23 protein-coding genes and 1 pseudogene are annotated in these 24,244 nt (G+C 36.6%); 17 read left to right on the top strand and 7 right to left on the bottom strand.

What is annotated here, in order from left to right; translation table 11 throughout:
- Positions 1 to 164 precede the first annotated feature (164 nt).
- The 7 genes from QUF91_RS27365 (at position 165) to QUF91_RS27335 (ending at position 6,201) form a co-directional block, all read left to right on the top strand.
- A complete protein-coding gene (locus QUF91_RS27365; protein WP_285395774.1) occupies positions 165 to 1,133 on the top strand; it encodes a DUF4003 family protein in 969 nt (322 codons plus the stop codon).
- Positions 1,134 to 1,175: 42 nt separating this feature from the next.
- Positions 1,176 to 2,603 carry an aldehyde dehydrogenase family protein gene (locus QUF91_RS27360; RefSeq protein ID WP_285395773.1) on the top strand — a complete coding sequence of 476 codons (1,428 nt, stop codon included), beginning with the start codon at positions 1,176 to 1,178 and terminating at the stop codon, positions 2,601 to 2,603.
- A gap of 68 nt (positions 2,604 to 2,671) precedes the next feature.
- A complete protein-coding gene (locus QUF91_RS27355) occupies positions 2,672 to 3,151 on the top strand; it encodes an acyl-CoA thioesterase (protein WP_285395772.1) in 480 nt (159 codons plus the stop codon).
- Between the two features lie 306 nt (positions 3,152 to 3,457).
- Positions 3,458 to 4,375, top strand: a complete 918-nt coding sequence (locus QUF91_RS27350) for an ABC transporter ATP-binding protein (protein ID WP_285395771.1) — start codon at positions 3,458 to 3,460, stop codon at positions 4,373 to 4,375.
- A complete protein-coding gene (locus QUF91_RS27345; protein WP_285395770.1) occupies positions 4,372 to 5,124 on the top strand; it encodes an ABC transporter permease in 753 nt (250 codons plus the stop codon). The genes QUF91_RS27350 and QUF91_RS27345 overlap by 4 nt, the downstream gene beginning before the upstream one ends.
- 16 nt (positions 5,125 to 5,140) lie before the next feature.
- The gene (locus QUF91_RS27340) at positions 5,141 to 5,878 is read left to right on the top strand and encodes an ABC transporter permease (RefSeq protein ID WP_285395769.1); all 738 of its coding nucleotides are present in this window, start codon (positions 5,141 to 5,143) and stop codon (positions 5,876 to 5,878) included.
- 35 nt (positions 5,879 to 5,913) lie between these two features.
- Positions 5,914 to 6,201 (top strand): hypothetical protein, encoded by a 288-nt coding sequence (locus QUF91_RS27335; RefSeq protein ID WP_289419948.1) that lies wholly within the window; start codon positions 5,914 to 5,916, stop codon positions 6,199 to 6,201.
- 106 nt (positions 6,202 to 6,307) lie between these two features.
- Here QUF91_RS27335 and QUF91_RS27330 read toward each other — a convergent pair whose 3' ends face one another.
- The 4 genes and pseudogenes from QUF91_RS27330 to QUF91_RS28365 all read right to left on the bottom strand — a co-directional run.
- Positions 6,308 to 7,414 carry a sensor histidine kinase gene (locus tag QUF91_RS27330; RefSeq protein WP_289419947.1) on the bottom strand — a complete coding sequence of 369 codons (1,107 nt, stop codon included), beginning with the start codon at positions 7,412 to 7,414 and terminating at the stop codon, positions 6,308 to 6,310.
- Positions 7,411 to 8,127 (bottom strand): response regulator transcription factor, encoded by a 717-nt coding sequence (locus QUF91_RS27325; protein WP_289419946.1) that lies wholly within the window; start codon positions 8,125 to 8,127, stop codon positions 7,411 to 7,413. The genes QUF91_RS27330 and QUF91_RS27325 overlap by 4 nt, the downstream gene beginning before the upstream one ends.
- A 727-nt stretch (positions 8,128 to 8,854) precedes the next feature.
- Positions 8,855 to 9,358, bottom strand: coding sequence for a methyl-accepting chemotaxis protein (locus QUF91_RS28370; RefSeq protein ID WP_481817443.1), 504 nt, complete (start codon positions 9,356 to 9,358; stop codon positions 8,855 to 8,857).
- Between the two features lie 261 nt (positions 9,359 to 9,619).
- Positions 9,620 to 10,165: pseudogene (locus tag QUF91_RS28365) on the bottom strand (protoglobin domain-containing protein); the annotation flags it as partial.
- Positions 10,166 to 10,609: 444 nt separating this feature from the next.
- Here QUF91_RS28365 and QUF91_RS27315 point away from each other — a divergent pair.
- On the top strand, positions 10,610 to 10,828 hold the full coding sequence (locus QUF91_RS27315; protein WP_285396449.1) for a hypothetical protein: 219 nt from the start codon (positions 10,610 to 10,612) through the stop codon (positions 10,826 to 10,828).
- A gap of 112 nt (positions 10,829 to 10,940) precedes the next feature.
- Here QUF91_RS27315 and corA read toward each other — a convergent pair whose 3' ends face one another.
- Together corA and QUF91_RS27305 are read right to left on the bottom strand one after the other, a co-directional pair.
- Positions 10,941 to 11,900, bottom strand: a complete 960-nt coding sequence (gene corA, locus QUF91_RS27310) for a magnesium/cobalt transporter CorA (protein ID WP_285396448.1) — start codon at positions 11,898 to 11,900, stop codon at positions 10,941 to 10,943.
- A 231-nt stretch (positions 11,901 to 12,131) separates the two neighbouring features.
- Positions 12,132 to 12,815 carry a class I SAM-dependent methyltransferase gene (locus QUF91_RS27305; protein WP_285396447.1) on the bottom strand — a complete coding sequence of 228 codons (684 nt, stop codon included), beginning with the start codon at positions 12,813 to 12,815 and terminating at the stop codon, positions 12,132 to 12,134.
- 124 nt (positions 12,816 to 12,939) lie between these two features.
- On the opposite strand from QUF91_RS27305, the gene QUF91_RS27300 reads away from it, so the two are divergent.
- From QUF91_RS27300 to ispD, 8 genes are all read left to right on the top strand, one after another.
- A complete protein-coding gene (locus QUF91_RS27300) occupies positions 12,940 to 13,245 on the top strand; it encodes a DUF4870 domain-containing protein (protein ID WP_285396446.1) in 306 nt (101 codons plus the stop codon).
- A 202-nt stretch (positions 13,246 to 13,447) separates the two neighbouring features.
- Positions 13,448 to 13,918 carry a CtsR family transcriptional regulator gene (locus QUF91_RS27295; protein WP_285396445.1) on the top strand — a complete coding sequence of 157 codons (471 nt, stop codon included), beginning with the start codon at positions 13,448 to 13,450 and terminating at the stop codon, positions 13,916 to 13,918.
- 14 nt (positions 13,919 to 13,932) lie between these two features.
- Positions 13,933 to 14,481 carry a UvrB/UvrC motif-containing protein gene (locus QUF91_RS27290; RefSeq protein WP_285396444.1) on the top strand — a complete coding sequence of 183 codons (549 nt, stop codon included), beginning with the start codon at positions 13,933 to 13,935 and terminating at the stop codon, positions 14,479 to 14,481.
- Positions 14,478 to 15,587 (top strand): protein-arginine kinase McsB, encoded by a 1,110-nt coding sequence (gene mcsB / locus QUF91_RS27285; RefSeq protein WP_285396443.1) that lies wholly within the window; start codon positions 14,478 to 14,480, stop codon positions 15,585 to 15,587. Before QUF91_RS27290 ends, mcsB begins: the two co-directional genes overlap by 4 nt.
- A complete protein-coding gene (locus tag QUF91_RS27280) occupies positions 15,577 to 18,021 on the top strand; it encodes an ATP-dependent Clp protease ATP-binding subunit (RefSeq protein ID WP_285396442.1) in 2,445 nt (814 codons plus the stop codon). Before mcsB ends, QUF91_RS27280 begins: the two co-directional genes overlap by 11 nt.
- 96 nt (positions 18,022 to 18,117) lie before the next feature.
- On the top strand, positions 18,118 to 19,494 hold the full coding sequence (gene radA / locus QUF91_RS27275; protein ID WP_285396441.1) for a DNA repair protein RadA: 1,377 nt from the start codon (positions 18,118 to 18,120) through the stop codon (positions 19,492 to 19,494).
- Positions 19,495 to 19,837: 343 nt separating this feature from the next.
- Entirely contained in the window at positions 19,838 to 20,923 is a 1,086-nt protein-coding gene (locus QUF91_RS27270; protein WP_285396440.1) for a PIN/TRAM domain-containing protein, read from the top strand.
- 12 nt (positions 20,924 to 20,935) lie between these two features.
- Positions 20,936 to 21,625 (top strand): 2-C-methyl-D-erythritol 4-phosphate cytidylyltransferase, encoded by a 690-nt coding sequence (gene ispD, locus QUF91_RS27265; protein ID WP_285396455.1) that lies wholly within the window; start codon positions 20,936 to 20,938, stop codon positions 21,623 to 21,625.
- A gap of 159 nt (positions 21,626 to 21,784) precedes the next feature.
- Here the strand turns inward: ispD and QUF91_RS27260 are convergent, their stop codons facing one another.
- Positions 21,785 to 23,437: an SWIM zinc finger family protein gene (locus QUF91_RS27260; protein WP_285396439.1), complete on the bottom strand. Its 1,653-nt coding sequence runs from the start codon at positions 23,435 to 23,437 to the stop codon at positions 21,785 to 21,787.
- Between the two features lie 273 nt (positions 23,438 to 23,710).
- On the opposite strand from QUF91_RS27260, the gene ispF reads away from it, so the two are divergent.
- Positions 23,711 to 24,187, top strand: coding sequence for a 2-C-methyl-D-erythritol 2,4-cyclodiphosphate synthase (ispF, locus tag QUF91_RS27255; RefSeq protein WP_053482833.1), 477 nt, complete (start codon positions 23,711 to 23,713; stop codon positions 24,185 to 24,187).
- Positions 24,188 to 24,244: the final 57 nt, after the last annotated feature.

Raw genomic sequence — 24,244 nt, 5'->3', positions numbered from 1 at the left:
CAATCAACATTAGTTCCTCCACTCATTTTTAATTATTTTCATTAAACCATATAAAATCGAGTCATATACATTAAATTAAGCTTACTTTTTGTGTTAATTGTTACAAAACTGATGAATCCTTTTTATATTTTATTACGTAAATATGGAAAAGGAGTGGGTAGAAAATGGAATTTACAATAATTGGAAATCAATTTACACAAACTGTGGAGGATGTAGCTAAGGCTGTCGGATGGACAGTTGATCGTAAAATTGTACTAGCAATTGCAAGCAAATATGTGGCGTCAGGAAAAACCTTTGATGCGGTTAAATATAAAGAAGTGTTACAAGAAATGAAGGAGCAATCTTCATGGGCTTCTCCGTTAAGAACAGCAGTAAGATATAGTATTGCTGCAAATTTGATGGAGCAAGAGGATACAAAACAAGCGGTAAAAAATCTACTGTCAAACGTAAGCATATTGAAGGAAGCAAAATTTAGAAGCGGTAATTTTATTTTTATTGGTGCACAGTTTTTAACGGAGGTGGAAAGTGAAAAAAGTGCACATGCACAGGCGGCGCGTGCATTATTTGAAGAGATCCGTAAGCATCATCGATTTTTAACTGCTAACGATGACATTCCTTACGTAGTATTGTTAAGTAACCCATCTGATGACGTTGTTCTCCGTGCTGAAACGATGAATCGTTATTATAAAGAATTACGTACATATAATTTTAATGCGGGGAACGAGCTACAATGGCTATCACAAATATTGACTTTCCTTTCTCCTCAATATGATAGTACATTAGTGCCGAATGTGGTGACAATCCGTGACACATTAAAGAAACAGGATGTAAAGGTCAAAACGATTAACTATCCATTATTAGGATTTTTAGCGATTCTTGAAGTGAATAATGCACACCTTCAACAGATTGTAGATTTATACCATGAATTGAAGGGTATGAAACTATTAAAATGGCATCGTGAGTTCGTGTTATTTATGGCCGTACAAATTGCTATCTATGATATGGCTAAGGTACAACAATCTTTATCAATGACAATCATGTCATCTATTCAATTAATAATTCAAGCACAACAAACAGCAATGTTAGTATCAGTTTCTGCAGCTGCTGCAGCTTCTAGTTCAAGTTCTTCATGATAAAATAAAGAAGAACATGATTTTTGGAGGTGCATTTGAAGGATGAAGGAAACGAAGCTTTGGATTAATGGCCAATGGAAAGAAGCAAAGGAAGCATATGAGCTGAGATCACCCTATAGCGGAGCGGTAATTGCAAAAGTTGCAAAGGCATCGATTTTAGATGTAGAGCAAGCAATAGTAGGTGCTCAAGAGGCGTTCCAATCGTTTAAAAAGACAACAGCCTATGAACGTGCCGAAATTTTATATAAAGTAGTCGATATAATGCGACAACGAAAAGAAGAATTTGCTGAGATTTTAGCGTTAGAGGCAGGAAAGCCAATTTCGGCTGGATTAACTGAAATAGAACGTACAATAGCGACTTATCAGTTTGCAGCAGAAGGTGCTAAGCAAGCAATGGGTGAGACGGTGCCAATGGATGCCGCACCTGGGGCAGGGGATCGTATTGGCTGGACAAAACGAGAACCTTTAGGTGTAATTTCAGCTATTACACCATTCAATTTCCCATTTAATTTAGTAGCACATAAATTAGGTCCTGCCTTTGCAGTTGGCAATACAGTCGTATTAAAGCCAGCAAATCAAACACCATTAAGTGCTATAGTATTGGCTGAAATATTTAAGGAAGCGGGTCTTCCTGATGGTGCGCTACAAATTGTTACTGGTAGCGGTGGTGAGCTTAGCGATACACTCGTGACACATCCATACGTGAAAAAGGTGACATTCACGGGCAGTGGCAAGGTTGGTTTGGGCATTAAGGAAAAAGTCGGTTTACGTAAAGTAACATTAGAGCTTGGGTCCAATGCAGCGGTAATTGTCGAACCATCGACACCGATTGATAAAATTATTCAGCGTTGTGTCGGAGGTGCCTTTAATTTTGCAGGTCAGGTTTGTATTTCATTACAACGTATTTACGTACATGCATCAATTATCGATGAGTTTACAAAAGCATTTGTGGCAGAAACAGAAAAGCTTGTAGTAGGTGACCCGCTCGATAAAAATACAGATGTTAGTGCGATGATTAATTCTGGTGAAGTCGAACGTATTCGTCAATGGATTGAGGAAGCAAAGGCTCAAGGGGCGGTAGTTGCAACAGGAGGAACGTTCACTGAGCGTACATTAACACCAACTGTTATGACGAATGTGACGGCGGATATGAAAGTAGTTTGTCAAGAAACATTCGCGCCAATCGTCTCAATTGTTTCATATGAAACATTAGACGACGCTATTCGACTAGTGAATGAGTCGGAACTTGGCTTAAATGCAGGGATTTATACAAATGTATTGCCAGATGCGTTACGTGCAGCGGATGAATTACAAGTAGGCGCTGTTATTATTAATGATATTCCGACATTCAGAGTTGACAATATGCCATATGGCGGCGTAAAAATGAGTGGATACGGTCGTGAAGGCATTAAGTGGGCTATTGAGGAAATGACGGATATGAAATTTATTACGATGAAAAAATCATTCTAAATTTGCATCAACTCTTTTTCTGCGATACGATGACGAAAGAACATACATGAAGGGAAGTTATAAGATTTATGACAAACAACGCTGTACCAATGAGCATGTCACGTACGGTTCAAACTCGTCTCGTATTACCGCCAGATACAAATAATCACAACTCCATTTTCGGTGGAAGAGTGTTAGCTTATATTGATGAAATTGCTGCCATCACAGCCATGAAGCACGCAAAAGGGCTTGTAGTAACAGCTTCTATTGATTCTGTTGATTTTTTATCAGCAGCACATGTAGGGGATATTTTAGAAATTGAAAGTATTGTTTCATCAACGGGACGTTCTTCAATGGAAGTCTATGTTCGAGTTATTTCACGAAACATTGAAACTGGTGAGGAAAAATTAACAACGGAATCCTTTGTAACGATGGTTGCAGTAGATGATGAAGGGAAACCTAGACCAGTTCCAGCAATTTATCCTGAAACAGATGCAGAAAAACGTCTGTTTGAGACAGGACCAGCACGACGAGAGCATCGGAAACAAAAACGTGCATTACCGCATTAAATGAAAGTATTATGACTGTCCTATAAAAAATAGGAGTTCGTTTCTAAGTGGAGAAAAGATGACTTCGGTTTGTTGACCGAAGCCATCTTTTTTTATGTCCAATATGTATGTGACTGCACATTTGCCACAGAGAACGCTTTCCGCTGGCGTGACCTAAGCATCTTATTCGCTCATACTTTACTTCATATGCTTTCATATCAACAATACTTTTTTATCAAGAACAAATTTTAAAGTTAATATCGAATTAATATAAAGTTAAGATTGTTTTTTATTTCAATTTGTATACTTTCAGTGGAGGTGTTCAAAATGTCCGATTACATAATCGAAACTATTGATTTGTGTAAAAAATATAAAACAACTTATGCAGTAAAAGATTTAAATTTGAAAGTAAAGAAAGGAGAAATTTATGGCTTTTTAGGTCCTAATGGTTCGGGAAAAACCACTTCTATAAAAATGTTATTAGGGTTAATAAAGGCTTCATCTGGTTCAGTCACTTTATTTGGGAAAAAACTAGAGAGTGATAGAAACCATATACTAAAAAAAGTTGGTGCATTGGTTGAATCCCCCTCATATTACGGTCATCTAACAGGCTATGAAAATCTTAAAATTATACAACGAATGCTTAATGTACCAGAAGGGCGAATCGAAGAGGTATTAAATATTGTTAGATTAACAAATGCTAAAAATCAACTTGTAAAACAATATTCTTTAGGGATGAAACAACGACTTGGAATTGCAATAGCGCTCCTAGGAGAGCCCGAGTTACTTATTCTAGATGAGCCTACAAATGGTTTGGATCCAGCAGGTATTCATGAAATTCGTGACTTAATTAAAAGTCTTCCTGAAACTGAGGGGATAACCATCTTAATCTCTAGCCATTTACTTAGTGAGATTGACCAAATGGCAACTCAAGTCGGAATTATTTCTGATGGAAATCTAATCTATCAGGATTCCATTGAAGTATTACGGAATATGGATAATCCTCATATTAAAATACGTGTCAATGATTCTAATAAAGCAAAATCTATTTTGGAGGAAAAAACAAATCTTCATATTGAAGTGGACAAAAATGGTGATTTACTTATTAGTAAAACTGATGATGACCATATTTCAGTGATAAATAGTATTTTGGTCAATTCTAATATTTCGGTTTATCGAATTGAAGAAGTAAGGTCCTCTCTTGAAGAAATCTTCCTTAACATTATTAAGGGGGAAAATACATGAAAGAAATTATTGTAGGAGATAGCATAAAGTTTAAACGTTCTAAGTTAATCTTGATTACCATACTATTTCCTTTATTTGTTTTTATGATGAACTTTACTGATTTTTATTTTAGATTTGATTTAAATAAAGAAATGGCACAGGAATTACATACTAGTGATTGGTCTTTTCTGGTTATTAGTTGTCATTGGTCTATGTTCATAATGGTTCCTTTAAGTATTACTATATTTGCTTCTAAAATAGTCAATATAGAGCATGAAGCGAATGCTTGGAAGATTCTATTTTCTTTACCTATATCTAGATATTATATATATTTATCTAAATTTATTTATTTACTTGTACTTTGTGCGTTTTCAGCTACTTGTATTGTAGGGTCTATTCTCTTTATTGGTCTTTTTTTGGACTTTAATGGCCCTATACCATGGGGGTTAATTTTAGAGCAAGCCTTTTACCCCTATATTGTATCTTTTCCATTAATAGCTTTTCAGCTTTGGATATCGGTGGTTTGTCAGAATCAAATGATTTCTATTTCTATAGGTGTGATATTCACCATTTCTGGATTTTTCCTTCAGAATATAAAATGGTTATTCTGGATATATCCAATTTGGGGGACTCCTATCTTACCATCTGATGAGTTTAATGAAGTAATTTCTAACAATGATTTATCGTTTTTTTTCATAATGAGTTTTATTGTAGGAACAATCTTCCTAATAAGCGGCATGGTTCATTTTAGTAAAAAGGATATGAGATAGGGAGAGGGTGAATGGAATGATAACGACATTGGTTTTAAATGAATATATGAAATTAAGAAGGCAATGGCTTTGGGCAGTATTAATAATAGTCCCACTTGTAAGTTGTTTGTTAGGCTATAATAATTTCTTTACTTATCAGGATATTTTAGTACAAAAGGATGATAACGAATGGACGGAAGCATGGACACAAGCATCGCTTTTTTATGGCATGATCATGTTACCTATTTTATCCGGATTTTACTGTTCTATAAGCTGTAGAAACGAAAATTCAGGGGGCGGATGGAAGCAGATGTTGGCATTACCTCCATCTAGGATAATGATTTATATAGCGAAAATGATTCTTATTTTAATTCTTGTGTTTGTAACACAACTAGTATTGGTATCAGAGTTTATTATTACAGGATTAATACTAGGACTACATGATTCCATCCCTTGGTTTTTTTTATTTAAGGTGCTTGTACTTGGGTTTTTAGCTGTATGTGCTTTAGTTGCTATACAACTTTGGATGGCATCACAAATTAAGAGCTTTGTAACACCGATTTCTATAAATGTTGCACTTACTTTGCTAGCGTTTGTAACCGTAGGATCCGAATTGGGTAATTTTTATCCCTGGGCACAGCCTACACTCGCTATGTCTTCACCAGATGAGGTAGGTATTCATTCTGTACTGTTTTTCTTATCAATAAATTTAGTGACATTTAGTGTAGCAACAGTTTTAGGAATAGTTACATTTGATAAAAAGGATATTTACTAACAAATTATTTTGTCTGTATTTTGAGGGGGAGAAAGATGACTAAAAAAGTGCTTATAACTAATCTAGTTTTAATGATGATTAATTTATTATCTATGTTTTGGAATTATTTCCAAGCTTCTGCGGTCTATAAAATGTTTACAAATGATGTAGGTCTAAAAGCAATTGATTTTAACTTGATAACTATAAAGTTTACAGGTATAGATGATTCTGTACAGAGCATTTATAATTTTCCTGTGTTTATTTTGGGGTTAATAATGATAGTAAATATTTGTTTTTTTATTGTAAGCAAACACAAAACTACAGAAAGCCCACTAGAGATTTAATGAACTTGATAGTGAAAAGAATTTATGGAAATGCTTGATCAAAGAGCATTTCCATAAATTTTTTAGATTTGAGTTTAATTGAAACCGGAAAAACACCAAGAAAACTTTAATTAGTATCTAATTTAAAACTGACATAAATAACAGTACCTTCATGCAAGGTGCTTTCAACAGTAATAGAACCTTGATGGGCTTCGATTAGTTGCTTAGCAATACTCATACCTAAGCCCGTTCCTTCAGAGGGTATTTTAGTTGATGTCCCTCTATAATATCTATTAAATAGATTTTTTAGAGTTTCGTTATTCATTCCTACACCATTATCTGAAACCTCAATTACTAAATGATCTCTTTTTTCAACCGATAACATAATTTCGGTCCCAGCAGGATTGTGGATGATAGCGTTCATTATAAGATTATTAAGAGCACGCTTTAGCATCTGTTCATCAAAAATAAAGGGAATAAAATGATTTGTATTTATTTTGATTGAGATGTTCTTGTGTTTAACTAGAGGGTTATCTGTCAGTTCTATGACTATATCATGAACAAATTGGGTAATATCTCTTTTTTGCAGGCTTAAAGGGAATTGACCATTATCAAAATGAAAAACTGTGTTTAGATCTTCAATTATATTCTCCATATGAATGGCTTGTTTTCTTATTAGTGATGTGAATTTTTGCTTTTCCTTCTCGCTCCATTCATGTTTATCAGAAGATAACATATACGAGTACCCTTTTATGTAAGTAAGAGGAGTTTTTAAATCATGAGATATACCGGCTGTCCACTCTTTCCTCATTTTTTCTAGTTCTTTTCTTTCTAATTCATTTCTTTGTAATGTTTCAGTTAAGGTCCTTAGTTGAATAAATATATCTTGATAGGCATTAAATCTTGGTTTTTTATGACTTTTAGTTTTTTTCCTCATTCTATTTGGTTCATGATAGACACCTTTTGATAATAATAAAATCCAATCTAATATGTAGAAAAAATCTGAACCTATCCACCAGCCATAAAGTAAACAGAATAAAATCACTGCTAAATAAGGTAGTATAGGCAACAGTATTTGATTAACAAAGTATGTAGCAATAGATTCATCAGAAGTAAACCAAATAATTAAATGATTAAATAAAGTTGAAAAAAGAACAATCATACTAAAAACAAAAATGAATAGAGTAATCAAGCTTCCGAGAAAATGTAGAGATAATTTAATTTTTACTTTCATAAGTTCCCCATCTTCGGAGGAATAAATTTATAGCCAATACTTCTTATATTTACAATTATTTCTGGTTTTTTTATATCTTCCTCAATTTTTTTTCTAAGACGCAAGATATGAACCATAACTGTATTTCGATCATTTAAGCCTGTTGATTGCTTCCATATTTGTTCATATAGCTGTTCAGCTGAAAAAATTTGATTGGGATTCGCACAAAAAAAGGATAAAAGTTCAAACTCCTTTGCAGGACATATTATTTTTTCACCTTTTACATACAGTTCTCCTGTTTTTTTTGATAGTTTAAGATAGCCATAATCGAATTGATCTAGCATAGTATTTTGTGAATGTAGTTGCAGACTTTGCCGACGTAAGTGAATTTTAATCCTGGCTACTACTTCAAGTGGATTAAATGGTTTAGTAATATAGTCATCTCCACCTATGTTTAGACCTGTTAATTTATCAATATCTGACGTTCGTGCACTTATAAATAAAATAGGAACATCACTTGTTTTTCTAATTTCTTGGCAAATTTGAAAACCATCTATATCAGGCAGCATGATATCTAAGACGATTAAGGAATATCGAAAACTATTTATTTTTTCGAGTGCTTGTTTGCCGGTTGTGGCAAATTCAATGTCCTTAACGCCTTCTTTTTGAAGCATAGTATTTAACATATCTAGTAAGCCATCTTCATCATCAACTAATAATACTGGGTGCATCATTTTTTTATCACCTAAATCTTATTTTTTAATTTATTTATTTGAGTTACTTTATAATTTCAATACTTTATGTATAAGGGATCTAAACAAATAAAAATAAGATTGATTTTTTAAAAATTATCAGGCGTGTTGATTAACCATTTTTATACATTCAAAGAGGCTGATTTCCGCTACGGGCTACTCGCTTTGTTGCTGACGCTTCGCTTTCGCACAGAGCAAGGCTTCCTGCGGGCGAGCGTCGAGCCGCTTCCTCCGCTCTGCTCCGTGCAGGGTCTCGTCTGTCTCGCTTTCCCGCGGGAGTCGAGTAGCCCTACGCTACAATCAGTTAAAATGGAAATATATTGGCAAAGTGGTAACGAAAAAATCCTTTTACCACTCAATAATAAACCTATTTTTTTCCTAATCAACACGCTTGAAAAATTATGTTAGAAGACTTTCAATTGTCTCATTTTACAATTGTTTTCCCCATGTCAATCTACAAAAATTGCTTTTATCATTTACTTTTCGGAAGAAATAAATAGTGTTAGATTCTCATGTTTTAATTCGATAGGTTCAAAAATCCTTTCGATAATAATAGTATAATCCATATTATTACAAAAATAAAACAATTCCCCGAAATAAGGGAATTGTTATCTAAATTTAAGGAATATGGGATTTGAACAAAATGTATAATAATTTCTAATCCTAATAAAGTTTTTCCAAAATACGAATGTCCATCTGTTTTCATCTTTTACACATTTAGCTCATTTACAACATTGATAAGCGAGTCAGAAGAGGAAGAAACAAGCGTAGCTCCTTGTGACAGCTCAGTTATTAAATTGGAGATGGCTGAAATATCTTGTGATGTATTAACATATTGCTGTTGAATCCCTGCAACGGCTTCAGCAATATCATTAAATGATGTTGATAAACTTTGTTGTGTATTTACACTATGTTGAATCTTTTGGTCAACGTTAATAACGGAATTCGACATTGTTGTAATATTACTTTCCGTTTCTTTAATGAGATGGGAAACGTTTTGCACAGCATTTTTGGTTTCTTCAGCAAGCTTACGGACCTCATCTGCAACAACAGCAAAGCCCTTCCCATGCTCACCGGCACGAGCTGCCTCAATAGAAGCATTTAGTGCTAATAAATTTGTTTGATCTGCAATACCAGTTACAAGTCCAACAATTTCTGAAATCTTCTGAGAGGAAGTACGTAGCTGGTTCATTGTTATCTCAAGACTGTTCACACTTTGTAAAATGACTTGTATTAAATCGTTCTGCTCTTGTAGCTGCTGTTGCCCTCGTCTAGATTTATCCTGCGTATCTGCAACGAAGCTTAAACCTTGTTTAGTAGCTACTGCTATATCATCTGTTTGAGAGGAGATGACTAGTAACGAAGCTGCTGTCTCCTCACTAATTGAGTTTAGCTCCTCTGCAGTTTTTTGAATGGTAGTAACAAGAGAGTGCTTTGTTTCAGCAGCTTCTGTACGAATGCGTTCTTCTTCTTTTTCATACGCCTCTATGACAAGCTGTTGCTCGAAGTTAATAATTTTGCAGAAGGCATTAATGGCACGAATTGCATCATTCTTAGAAATGTCTAACTCATTGACAAAGTTTGTAAAAGTTGAAGTTAATGACTGGAATGAAGCGATATACCACTTTGACTGTAGACCAATGCGAACATGGGTCTCGGCAATTGCCTTTCGTTCGTTGATATAAGAGTCATTAATATTGCTTTCAAAAATATCACTTAAATGTTTATGTAAAGTAACCTTTAAACGGTTAATATGTGAAGTTCTATTAATAATATTAACTAATTCCGGACTTAAACTAATCGCTGTATAAAATTGTTCTACCATTTTAGGAATTAGATCCTTAGCTAAAGGTTGTAGTTGTTTAATAATGGTTAAATCCTCAGTCGATAAATCTAATAATTGCAATTGTTTTTGTAATCTAGGGTGATTAGAAACATCTAAACGCACATTGTTCTGAAATGCCTCAGGTGTTAACGTTATTGAGTAGCTAGCATTGCTGTTTTTTGTAAACCAACTCATTGTTGTTTGCTCCATTCTTTATAAATGCAAAATAAATATATCAATAAAGGCCCTTTGTAAAAATTGTAAAGTTTGTTAACGTCCTAAATATATTGTATTTTATCATTTTACTATTTTTTGTTGGTTATTTGGTTAAAAATTTCGTTTATTTCTAAAATTTTTTATAATAATGACAGACGATTGTCGATTAAACGCCATGAAATATACTTTTTTAAAGAGAATGAGCAAATTGAATTCTAAATAGGAAACATGTAAAATACGAACTGTTTAGCTTTATCTTCAAGATCCTACCTCTGAAGGTGAAGAATTAATGCTGATGTGGTCTCTTTTCAGTGGATGTTCAAACACCTACTGAATGAAGATAAAGACTTCGGACGCAATTAAGCCAAGGCGAAATTGATAAAAATCGTACGTGGAAAAAATAGGTTTAAGGAGGGGGATTGCATGGAGAAAAAACGTTTTAAATTTGTTATTCCAGTCATGGTAATTGTAGCAATTGGCTCAGTTTATATGTTAAGAAAATACTATGCTGAAGTACCAAATTTAGATCAATTACTAATTACAATTTGTGCAACATTATTTTCAGGGGTACTCGCATACTTTTTATTTCCACAGCAGAGTGAAAATAAAATTGATGATCGTGGGCCGTCCAAGCAAAAATAAGGTTATTAGCAAGAATCTGCTGCTTCTTCAGAGTGAAAACTGAAGGGACTCGCAGATTCTTTGCTTTTATGTAACCTGTGAAATGATGTAAATACTACTGGTCTTGAAAAGCCTAAGTTTTAAATAATTTGAACCAGCCTTTCATTTTAAAAATGACGAGCATAAATAGTGCAATTAAAATCATCAAAATAAGCACGATAAAGTAGCTATATCGACCATGAAGTTCAGGCATATTATCAAAGTTCATACCATAAACACCAGCTATAAATGTTAACGGAATGAAAATGGTAGATACAATAGTTAATGTCATCATAATGCCATTCATACGGCTAGAGCTCATCGCCATATAGCTATCACGCATATCAGCTGTAAGTTCACGATTGGATTCTACCATTTCTGTAAGCTTTAGCAGATGATCGTAAATATCGCCAAAGTAAGCTCGTTCAGACTTTTTTAGTGAAAAACGATAAGAATTAAGTATCCGATATAATAAATCACGCATCGGTAATATTGTGCGACGCAAATGAAGCAAATCACTGCGGAATTCGAACACAATTTTCATGGCATTGGGGTTATTTTGATAGGTAAGCTCGTCTTCAAGTACATTTAAATGATCCTCGATTTTATAGACAAGTGGAAAATAGCTATCAACGATTTTATCGATTACCTGATACGTTAAATATACTGTGCCTCGTTCCCAATTCTTTGGCTGTTTTTCTAGCATCTTTTGTACTCGATCTATTTCAGGTGCTACGTTTTTATGGAATGTAACAATAAATTTATTAGAAACAAAAATATTTACTTCCTCAGCTATTAATTCTTCGTTAACCCTTTGAATAACAAAGAAATGGAAATCATCATAAAAATCGAGTTTTGGCCGCTGTAAACGCATTAAGCAATCTTCTATAGCAAGTGGATGGAAGTGGAAGAATGTATCTAACAGTAGTTCTTCATCATCGGTCGGACAATTAAAATCGACCCAGTACCATTCAAATTCGTTTTTGTGTATATCCTCAAGTGGAAAGTCCTTTATAACCTGTTGGTTTTTTGTAATTCCAATTGTACGTATCACAGCATTCACCTCACTTCTGTTGACTCTATCCTAACAGGTATGTTTGTCTTTACAACAAATAGCGCCTTAAATTTTATCTCGTACTAACGGGCAATAATTTATCTGTACCGAAAGCGAAGCGTCAGGCACAAGACTCCCACCTAAAAATTAAGGTGGGAATTTAACAAGTCCGACTGGTGAAGACTAATCATCAGTGATGGATGGAGAAAGCCCCATGATTAAAGTTTCACATTATTCGCCTTCTTTATAGCATATCCAACCGCCAAATAAAGTAGTGGCAAAGAATCTAGATGATCTTGTAAAGCCTGCCTGCTGTAATAGTGATAAAATGTCCTCTTCACGCATAAATGAAAGAGAACGTATGGATTTCTCCATTTCTGCTACCTCTGATGGTGATAGCTTTGTATGCTGTAGCCAATATGCACGCCACAAATCAAATTGTAACTCCGTTTCTAAAGAACCTAGTTGCCCGTATTTTGAGACGAGCACAAATGGTGCACCAGGTTTTAAATTATTTGCTATTTCCTTTAATGTTGCAAGTTTTTCTTGATGATCATTGATAAAATGAAGTACTAAAATACAGCTAGCAGCATCAAATTTCACTGAAGGCAGTAAAGTATCTAGTATAGTGCCTTGATGTAAAGACATATTATTAGGTAGAGGTTTTAAACGTTCTTCAGCAATTTGTAGCATTGCTGAAGAAGGATCTATGCCAACAAATGACCAATGAGCCCTTTTCTCAGCGAGCTGTAAAATTTCATTGCCGCTTCCTGAACCAACGATTAAAAAATCAGCTTTCTCGGGTAATGTAGATTGATAAAAGGTTTGTGTTAAACGCAGCATCGCATCATAACTAGGTAGCGTACGGCGAATGCCTTTTTCATATTCGTTTGCAAGTGTGTTATTAAATTCCATTGAGTATCACATGCCTTTCAAAAATTTTATATATATCCAATTAAAATGTTGAAACTATCTAGGGTATAAATCCGTAAATAAAGTACATAAAACAAAATAAAATGATAAGGAAGGATTGATATAAATGGAAACAAAATGGTCTAAGGTAATCATACACGCAAGTGCGTTTTTCGCGCCATGGATAGTACCAATTATATTTTTCTTAATTAGTTCTGATGAAGAAATAAAAGCAATCTCCGTCCAAGCATTGCTGTTCCAAATTATAATGTGGGTTTTAATTGCAATTTCAAGTATTTTAAGCTTTTTACTAATTGGTATTCCGTTCTTAATTATCTTCGGAATTATGTTATTCGTTGTCCCAATTATCGGTATTGTGAAGGCTTTATCTGATATGCCTTGGCGTTATCCAATTGTTGGTCGTTGGGTATAATTTTTATAGACGCAAGTATATGCTAGTGGCATATGCTTGCGTTTTTTTCATTGATGATAAGGGTAAATTATAGGTATGAGCGGGGCTTTCGACATTTCAGTGTGCGAAATAATTGCAATTATTTTCAAGCGTTTTGTATAATATACTCAAAGAAAGTCAAAGATAGTCAAAGTCAGTGGAGTAAGCGAGGTGTATTCCTAAAATGCGTAATATATCAGACATCATAGAAGGCTACTTAAAGCAAGTACTTGAATTAGGTGGAGAAGGGCATATTGAAATAAAACGTAGTGAAATTGCAGATAAATTTCAGTGCGTGCCCTCACAAATAAATTATGTAATTAATACAAGATTTACTGCCGAACGAGGTTACCTTGTTGAAAGCAAACGTGGTGGTGGTGGATACATTCGAATTTTACGTGTCCGTGCGAATTCACAAATTGATCTAATCGACGATGTCCTCAGGCAAATTGAAGGTGGGGCATCGCAAACAATGGCAGAAGATTTAGTTTATCGACTAATTGATGAGCAGGTAATTTCAAAGCGAGAAGCGAAAATAATGTTAGCGGCAGTTGATCGCTCAACTATAGATTTGCAACTCCCTTTACGGGATAACATTCGGTCAAGAATATTACGAGCGATGCTAACAACGATTAAATATGAACAGCAAAAATAAAAGAGGTGATGGAAATGATTTGCGAACATTGTAAGCAACGTAATGCAACAGTTACCGTAACACAAGTTCAAAGTGGTCAAAAGGTGGAGCATCATTATTGTGACGTCTGCGCCTCTCAGTTCCATCCATTTCATGCAGAATTTAAACAGGAGCCAGTATCAATACAACAGCTATTATCCAATTGGTTTGGCTCACCTTCGTGGCAGCAACAAAAAGTAGGTGAAAAACAGCAGGCGCAACCACAACCGCAAACCTGTCCACAATGTGGATTTACGTATAAACAGTTTTTAAAAGAAGGTAAATTTGGATGCCCTAGCTGCTATGACACCTTTAGCGAGCACTTACCGAAGCTCTTTAACCGTATCCAGGCTGGTCCTCAACATATAGGGAAAATGCCTGGTGCCAGGAGCAATGTTTATGTTATCAAAAAGCAAATTGAAGATATTCGTAAACGTATGAAGGTTGCTGTAGATGAAGAACATTTTGAAGAGGCAGCCAAGCTTCGTGATGAAGCCAAGGAACTTGAGAAGCAGCTACAATTTGAAGGCGGTGATGTGTCGTGATGATTGAATCGTTTTTAGAACGTGCAACACCAATATGGATGAGTGTAGAGGACGATTATTCAGATATTGTCATTAGTACACGCATCCGTCTTGCTCGAAATTTAGATGGTTATCGCTTTCCATTAGCTTTTACAGAGAATGAGGCATTACAGGTGGAGCAGGCAGTTACACATGCAATAAAGGATAGTACGAAACTTCAAGAAAATTACTCTTATTTTGCTATTAAGGATTTAACATCTTTACAGCGTCAAATACTTGTTGAAAAACATTTAATTAGTCCTCAGCTTGCAAAAAAAGAGCTAGTGGGTTCCATACTTTTATCTGATGACGAATCAACTAGCATTATGGTGAACGAAGAAGACCATTTACGCATTCAATGTATGGCGGCCAGTTTTCAACTTCAAAAAGCATATGAACAGGCCAATAAAATTGATCGTATCTTAGAGAAAGCATTGCCTTTTGCATTTCGAGATACATTTGGTTATTTAACAAGCTGTCCAACAAATATTGGTACTGGTTTGCGAGCATCTGTCATGATGCACCTACCAGCCCTTACACTCACAGGTCAGATGAATCAAATCATTAATGCAATGACACGATTAGGAATGACAGTGAGGGGAATATATGGAGAAGGTAGTGAAAATTTAGGTAATGTTTACCAAGTGTCGAATCAGATTACACTAGGAAAAACAGAGGATGATATTTTAGCGGACATTCAAAGTGTCGCTGAAAAAATAATTCAGAAAGAACGGCATGCAAGAGGTAAGTTAATGGAAAAAGCAGAGCTTGCCCTAGAAGACCGCGTATACCGTGCTTTAGGTACCTTAACACATGCTCGAATTTTAACGAGTGAGGAAGCGGCTACTTGCCTATCAAATGTTCGTTTAGGGGTTGATTTACAGCTAATTAAAGGTATTAAAGCGACGACTTTAAACGAATGTGTTGTCAGTATGCAACCTGGATTTTTACAGCATTATGCAGGGGATGTTTTGCCACCTGCTGAGCGAGATCGCGCACGAGCTGAAATGCTTCGTGAGGCATTATTTCAAGAAAATATGAGTAAGCCTATTATTGGGGAAAAAGGAGAGGGTTCATTTGATGTTTAATCGTTTTACACAACGCGCGCAAAAAGTTTTACAGCTTGCACAAGAAGAGGCTATTCGTTGGAAACACGAATCAATTGGAACAGAGCATATTCTATTAGGGCTTATCCGTGAAGGCGGTGGTATTGCTGCAAAAGCATTGGAAGCCATTGATATTAGTCCTCAAATGATTGAAGCAGGTATTGAAGAGCTCGTAGGGAAAGGTAAAGAGGATGTTGGTCCAATTGTCCACTACACACCTCGAGCTAAAAAAGTAATAGAACTATCAGTCGATGAATCACGCAAATTAGGTCATTCTTATATAGGCACAGAGCATTTACTATTAGCACTTATTCGTGAGGGTGAAGGTATAGCGGCTCGTGTATTAAACAATGCTGGTGTCGGATTAAATAAAGCTCGTCAGCAAGTGCTATTGTTATTAGGTAATAACGATAATGCTCAATCTGGTCAACAAGCTGCACAGGCAGCAAATACACCAACATTAGATAGTCTTGCGCGTGATTTAACGCAAATTGCTCGTGAAGGCACTTTAGATCCGGTCATTGGTCGAAGCAAGGAAATTACTCGTGTTATCGAGGTACTGTCTCGCCGTACAAAAAATAACCCTGTACTGATCGGTGAGCCTGGTGTCGGTAAAACGGCTATTGCTGAAGGTTTAGCACAGCAAATTATTAATAATGAAGTGCCAGAAATCCTTCGCGACAAACGTGTTATGACACTTGATATGGGGACAGTTGTTGCTGGAACAAAATATCGTGGTGAATTTGAAGATCGCTTGAAAAAAGTAATGGATGAAATTCGCCAAGCAGGCAATGTTATTTTATTTATCGATGAATTGCATACATTAATCGGCGCAGGTGGTGCAGAAGGTGCCATTGATGCCTCAAATATTTTAAAACCATCTTTAGCTCGTGGTGAGCTTCAATGTATTGGTGCGACAACACTAGATGAATATCGTAAATATATTGAGAAGGATGCGGCATTAGAGCGTCGTTTCCAACCGATTCAAGTTGATGAGCCAACTGTAGAAGAAGCCATTCTAATTATTCAAGGCTTACGTGATCGTTATGAAGCACATCACCGTGTGAAAATTACCGATGAAGCAATTGAAGCGGCAGCGAAAATGGGAGACCGTTATATTTCTGATCGTTTCTTACCAGATAAGGCAATTGACTTAATCGATGAAGCGGGCTCTAAAGTACGTTTACGTTCATTCGCAGTGCCACCAAACTTAAAGGCACTTGAAGATAAACTTGAAAATGTACGCTCTGAAAAGAATGCAGCTGTCTCAGGTCAAGAATTTGAAAAGGCAGCGTCATTAAGAGATACAGAGCAAAAGCTAAAAGATGAAATTGAAACTACAAGAAAAAATTGGAAAGAAGAGCAAGGGAAAGCTGAATCAAAAGTTACAGTGGATGATGTAGCAGCGGTTGTTTCTATGTGGACTGGAATTCCAGTGTCAAAAATTGCTTCTGAAGAATCTTCTAAGTTATTACAGCTTGAAGAAGAGTTACACAAACGCGTTGTAGGTCAAGGAGAAGCAGTAGAAGCAATTTCTCGTGCCATTCGTCGTGCAAGAGCTGGCTTAAAAGATCCGAAACGACCAATTGGTTCATTTATTTTCTTAGGTCCTACTGGGGTTGGTAAAACAGAGCTTGCAAGAGCATTAGCTGAAGTTATGTTTGGCGATGAGGACGCAATGATTCGCGTTGACATGTCTGAGTACATGGAAAAACATTCGACTTCACGTTTAGTTGGTTCACCTCCGGGCTATGTAGGCTTTGATGATGGTGGTCAGCTAACAGAAAAGGTTCGTCGTAAACCATATTCTGTAGTATTGCTAGATGAAATTGAGAAGGCACATCCAGATGTTTTCAATATCTTACTGCAAGTACTAGAAGATGGCCGTTTAACGGATTCTAAAGGTCGTGTGGTAGATTTCCGTAACACAGTTGTTATTATGACATCAAACGTTGGTGCGGATGCTTTAAAATATCAGAAAAACCTTGGCTTCAATGTAGGTGGTACTGATACGAAGTATAAAGATATGAAGGGTACAATGCTGGAGGAATTGAAAAAAGCATTCCGTCCAGAATTCTTAAACCGTATCGATGAAATGATCGTCTTCCACTCACTAGAAAAAGAACACTTAAAAGAGATTGTTGCGATGATGGCGAATGCTTTAACAAAACGTCTGAAAGAGCAAGATATTACGTTAGAGTTAACGGATTCGGCTCTTGAGAAAATCGCTGAGGAAGGCTATGATCCTCAATATGGTGCTCGTCCACTACGCCGTGCATTACAAAAACAAGTAGAAGACCGTTTATCGGAAGAGCTACTGAAAGGTAATGTAGAGAAGGGCAATCAAGTTATCATTGATTATGTGAATGATGAGTTTGTTGTAAAGAAAAAAGAGGAAGTTTCTACTTCTAAATAATCGCGATTTAAAAAGACAGCAAGGCTTTAAGTGCCAAGCTGTCTTTTTTTATGTACAATAATAAATATAAGAACAAATATTCGAGGTGAAGGCGTTTTGGCAAAGAAAAAAACGAAATTTGTATGCTCAGGCTGTGGCTATGAATCTGCGAAATGGATGGGTAGATGCCCAGGGTGTGGGGAATGGAATAAGATGGTTGAAGAGATAGAGGTCGTTGCAAAAGGACCACGAGGGGCATTCCAACATTCTGCTACAGTTACCCAAAAGGCTCTCCCTATTATGCAGGTTGAAGCCGCTGAGGAATCACGAGTTGCAACAGAAATGAGTGAGCTTAACCGAGTGTTGGGTGGAGGCATCGTGCCAGGTTCTCTTGTATTAATCGGGGGTGATCCTGGGATTGGGAAGTCGACGTTATTATTACAAGTATCTGCATTACTTTCGAATAAGGGACATCGCGTGCTCTATATTTCTGGTGAGGAATCTATTCGTCAAACAAAGTTACGGGCGGAGCGTTTAGGCGTGATATCTCAGGAGCTTTATATATATTCTGAGACGAATTTAGAGTTTTTAAATCAGACGATTGATGATGTGCAACCAAAGTTTGTTATTGTCGACTCCATTCAAACCGTTTTTCATCCTGAGGTAACGAGTGCACCAGGTAGTGTATCACAGGTGCGTGAATGTACAGCGGAACTCATGCGAATCGCAAAAACAAAAGGAATTGCCATTTTTTTAGTGGGACATGTAACAAAAGAAGGGCAAATCGCAGGACCACGTATTTTAGAGCATATGGTTGATACGGTATTGTATTTCGAAGGAGAACGACATCATAATCACCGTATTTTACGTAGCCAAAAAAACCGCTTTGGCTCTACAAATGAAATTGCTATTTTTGAAATGCTTCAAGGAGGCCTAAAGGAAGTTTTAAATCCGTCTGAGTTGTTCTTACAGGAGCGTTCACAAGGAGCGGCAGGGTCGACAATTGTTGCATCAATGGAAGGTACACGACCAATTTTAGTTGAAATTCAGTCGCTTGTAACACCAACAAGCTTTAATTATCCGAAACGAATGGCAACAGGTGTCGATCAAAACCGTGTGCAACTGCTTATGGCAGTCCTTGAAAAGAGAATGGGGCTCATGCTACAGGCACAGGATGCATATATTAAAGTTGCTGGCGGTGTGAAGCTTGATGAGCCTGCAATTGATTTGGCGGTGTTGACAAGCATTGTTTCAAGCTTTAAGGATCAAGCTGTCGGAGCAACCGATTGCTTTATTGGGGAAGTAGGATTGACGGGAGAGGTGCGTCGAGTATCTCGTATTGAACAGCGTGTCATTGAGGCAGCGAAGCTCGGATTTAAACGAGCCTTCATACCAGCCTCGAATATCGGCGGCTGGGATTTTCCGCAAGGTATTGAAATAGTTGGTGTAGAAACAATAAAAGATGCATTGAATACTTGCTTTAGAGAGCTATAAAGAAGTTTGTGCATGTTGGACAATGTCTGACATGCACTTTTACTTACAATAGCAGATTTTTATTTAAAAAAACTTTGGTTTTTGAAATTCATAGATTGAAAGTAGGAAACTCAAAGAGGAGAGTTGACGTCCTAGTTAACGTCTGAGCAATGGTTCCAGGGACACCACAGAGTAGTTTTTATTGAGGATGAAGGACCAATTCAGTGCTTGATTTATCCTCTTTCATTAGAATAGAAATGATTTATCAAAAGAAGAGAATTTAACGATTTTTTGATGGGTTCATAAAAGATTTTCTACAGTAAACTATGTATAATTATATATTAAGAATTGGAGGTGACAGTTTATGAAAAAATTTGTTCAAATTGCTTTTTTACTGATTGGAGGAGCATTAGGCCTTGTTTTCTTACCGCCATTATACGAATTGCTTCATTTATCATCTAATCCTTGGCTTGATAATCCCTACGTATCAGTAGCTTTAGGATCACTATTACTGTTTACATTATCGTTTGCCTTTTCTGATTATTTTGTAAGGCTCATTAGCTGGATGGAAGAGGTGCTATTTAAGGTACCTGTTGGAGACTTATTATTTGGAACACTGGGCCTCATTATCGGGCTAATCGTTGCGTATTTTTTAGGCTTTGCAATCGATATTGTTGATCTACCGATTATTACAAAGGTTTTACCAATTATACTGTCATTTGTACTTGGATATTTAGGGTTCCGTGTAGGCTTTAAAAAGCGGGATGAATTAATCCAGCTATTTACATTGCGTGGTAATAATGCGAAGAAAAAATTACCTGAAGGTGTTGAACTTCAAGAAGCAAGAGGAAGCTATAAACTGTTAGATACGAGTGTTATTATCGATGGTCGTATTGCAGATATTTCTGAAACAGGCTTTATTGAAGGTGTATTAGTTGTACCTCAATTTGTCCTCACTGAGCTCCAGCATATTGCAGATTCTTCGGATACGTTAAAGCGTACAAGAGGTCGTCGTGGTTTAGATATTTTAAAGAAACTACAGGATGAGCGTATGACGAAGGTTGAGATTACTGAAGAGGATTTTGAGGATGTACAAGAGGTCGATTTAAAGCTAGTACGTCTTGCCAAGAAAAGGGGTAACGATACACAGATTGTGACGAACGACTTCAACCTCAATAAAGTGTGCGAGCTACACCACGTAAAAGTATTAAACATCAATGATTTAGCAAATGCTGTGAAGCCTGTCGTTATTCCAGGTGAGGATATGCAAGTGATGGTCATTAAAGATGGGAAAGAGCATAATCAAGGGGTTGCTTATTTAGATGATGGCACAATGATCGTTGTTGAAGGTGGACGTAGCTATATAGGACAGGCAATTACGGTAACCGTAACAAGTGTTCTACAAACATCAGCAGGTCGTATGATTTTTGCTAAACCAAAGGATGACTAGGAAGTGACAAATGTGCAATATGAAGTAGTATTGCCTGCTGCAGGAAGCGGAAAGCGAATGGGAGCGGGGCAAAATAAGTTATTTTTAAATCTTTTAGAGAAACCGATTCTCATACACACGTTGGAAGTATTTGAACAGGATAGCCAGTGTACAGGTATTTGGCTTGCTGTGAAGCCAGAAGAACGAGCATTTATTCAAGAAATGCTCGAGAAGTATGGAATTTCTAAAGTCAAAGGCTTGCCTAATGGTGGTGCTGAGCGACAGCATTCTGTTCATTCGTGCATGAAAGAAATGAAGCAGGTCGATATTGTGCTTGTGCATGATGCTGCGCGTCCGTTCATTACGCATGACATTATTGCGAATCTTGTACAAAGTGCACATGATTTTGGCGCTGCGATTGCAGGTGTTCGTGCGAAGGATACGATGAAAAAAGTACGTAATGGTGTAATTGAAGAGACAATTGATCGTGAAAGCTTATGGATGATTCAAACCCCACAGGCATTCCAATTTGATTTGATTGTGGAGGCGGAGGATGTCGCTGAGAAAGTGGGCTTTCTTGGTACCGATGAGGCGATGCTAGTTGAACGTCTTGGTCATAAGGTGCATGTTGTCGAAAGCAGCTACGAAAATGTAAAGATGACGACGCAAGAAGATTTAGTTTTTGGTGAAGCGATATTACAGAAACGCGCTAAAAAGCAATGAAATGCTAGAATAAATGAAACATTAGAGGCAAGGTATGAAAACCGAGCCTCTTTTTTGCTTTGATATTTCTGCTCATTTTTTATAAGTTTGAGGGCTCTCTTCAAGATAAAATCTGTTTCAACAATTTCTAACAGTACTTAATCTCCTCGAGTGTTATCTCTATTTTTGTATGTTCTTTAGTTCCTCCATAAAAGCACGGCGTTTTGGATACGCTTGTAGTAAGTCAGAAATTAATTGCTTTGCTTCAATGGTGTAGCCTGCCTTACGCATAATGTTGATAGAATGGCAAACGTCTTGATAACTTTTGCGATTAGAGGACATTTGAGCATCGGCAGTGATGGCGTCAATGAATAGCGCACAAACTTCTTCATAGTACTGTTCTTTTATGTATTTATAATAGTACTCGATTCTGATTGGATGTTCTTTGCAATAGTCTAAAATGCGTTTAGTTTGTTTTTCCTCTACAATGATGTGCGTATATAAATGAGAATTTTTAAGTCGATCTAATAGTTCTTCAAAAACTTCAGGCCATTGTTCAGCAGGGTGTAGTGCTTTGAATTCTGCATAGTAAGAATACTCACCAGATAGCACCAGTTGCAATGCCAATTCGCGCATGTCTTCTGTATGTCCGAGTGCTTTATGAGCGATAAATGCGAAATTTCTCCATTTTTTAACGATCCCCGCTGATTTTTCATCTACTTGTAGCCCATCCGCTGTTAACTGTAATACTTTTTCATAGTCACCGAGGTTGATGGCAGATTTGATCATTAGTTCACGCATATCGTAGTCCTCAATATGCCGTTCTAAAAATGCCTCTATGTCCTTACTACTATATTTAACCTCTAGCAAGTGAAGCTCTATTTCTCTTAACCGCTTATTCATATATTGTGCACTCCAATCATCTGACGGACTTTTCATTGAGTGAATAAGGGTTTTAAATTGTTTCTCGATAGCATCATCATTACAAAGAGGGACACAGGAATGAAGCAAATGAATACGCCAATCTGACCAACCATTTAACTCGTGGTCCATTGCTTCTTGAATAACAAGGTCATATATCATTGCTGATTGCTCTTTTGACCAAACATCTCCCCCCTCGTTAATCGATTGACTAATTAATTCTAAGCTGTCCTCAATGGCACCACCGAAATAGCCATTAGAGTCATCGCTATATTGCAGTGCATCGAATGTATGTTTGAAGCAAAGAAAGCTAAGCTTAATAGCTGTTATATAGTCCCCTTGGTCAAAATGTTCCTGTGCGTGTTGAAGGGTTGTGTAGACGCCTTTTAACGCTTTCGTTGCTTGATTGCGTGGGATAAAGCCGCGATCCTCTCCCTTTTTTAGATGATGAATAATTAATTGTTCGGCTGCTTTTAATATATCTTTTGGTTCCGTTAGTAGCATTTCTAACTCTTGCAGAAAGCTAGGGGAGTTCTGTCCAACTTTTAGAATTAATGTTATTAGATTTTCCTTGGATTGAGTAGCTAGCAATTGCTGTAATGTTGGTTTTTGTGCTTTAGATGACTTAGATACTGAAACACGAGGATTGTTTAGCTGCCCCTGAATTTCATAGAGTGCAGCGGCAATATGCTTACAAATGTCGTCATAGGGGCAATCGCATTCGGCGTGTGTAATGTCGCCGTTTGCTTTAACGACGATATCTACAATATACAGCTCAGACCCCTCAACCTCTGCCTGCCAATTGCTGTCGTCAATTTGTATAATATCAATGACATGACCATCCATATAATAATTGTGCCCACGCTGTACAATTACTTTGTTAAACTGCTTTTCAAATGAATTGATGTTCATTTCTACACCGCCTTATCGTATTAGGTTAAGGCAAGCATAACAAAAAATGTGAGGAAAGCGAGAGACAAATATTATCAGGCTTGTCGAAACACGCATTTCCTAGGAAATATGTTAAAATGTGAGGGTATAATATAGAGTAAATAAAAAAGTAAAGGCAGGTGAATGAGACTGCCTCATAAGCTGAATAGAAGCTTTTTAAATCTGCCAATCTGGGCCTTTTAGCTGGTGGATTTTCCTATTTTATTTAACTTATTAGACAGTCTCGGGTATCATATGTTTCGAGTAGGACAAGGATTTGATGTACATGCATTTGAAGAAGGACGCCCATTAATTATTGGGGGCATAACAATTCCTCATGAAAAAGGGCTAGTAGGGCATTCAGACGCAGATGTTTTATTACATACTGTCACAGATGCAGCATTAGGGGCTATTGGCGAAGGAGATATCGGTCGTCATTTCCCAGACACAGATCCTGCGTTTAAGGATGCAGATTCAGCGAAATTATTAGAGCATATTTGGAAGATTGTTGAGGACAAGGGTTATGTTCTAGGTAATGTGGATTGTACGATTATGGCACAACGTCCAAAAATGGCACCGTATATTGAACAAATGCAAAATCGTATTGCTGAATTACTTCATGCAGAGCCTTCTCAAGTGAATGTCAAGGCAACAACAACTGAGCGTTTAGGTTTTACAGGTCGCGAGGAAGGGATTGCAGCAATGGCGACAATCCTATTGATGAAGAAGTAAAAGCAGGCTCTCAGCGCTTTTATTTCCTGTAACAGAGTGGTAAAATGAACAAAGTCA

Origin of the sequence: Lysinibacillus sp. G4S2, assembly GCF_030348505.1 — a bacterium.
Lineage (GTDB): Bacteria > Bacillota > Bacilli > Bacillales_A > Planococcaceae > Lysinibacillus.
Note: the sequence above shows the minus strand (reverse complement) of the source record. Positions and strands in the feature narration are given on the sequence as shown.